This is a genomic window from Amycolatopsis kentuckyensis, assembly GCF_002155975.1.
GTDB lineage: Bacteria > Actinomycetota > Actinomycetes > Mycobacteriales > Pseudonocardiaceae > Amycolatopsis > Amycolatopsis kentuckyensis.
In genome coordinates, this window is sequence record NZ_MUMI01000250.1 from 1 (window position 1) to 202 (window position 202).

Sequence of the window (202 nt, forward strand, 5' to 3'; positions counted from 1 at the left end):
CCGCCGCCTCCGCCGCCGCCGCCGCCGTGGGAGGAGCCGTTGCTGTGGATGCCGCCCGTGCTCTTGGGAGCCGAGGCCGAGCTGCTCGGCAGCGGGACCTGGTCGTAGCCGCCCTCGATCTGCTGGGACATCAGCTTCTGCGACGCCTTGATCGCCGTGTCGGCCTGGGCCTGCAAGCCCGTCACGTCGCCGTCGAAGCCGG

The 202-nt window shown here is 73.3% G+C and carries 1 pseudogene; it reads right to left on the reverse strand.

Going from position 1 to position 202, the window contains the following annotated elements:
- A pseudogene (locus CCN39_RS51870) lies at window positions 1-202 on the reverse strand (transglycosylase); the annotation flags it as partial.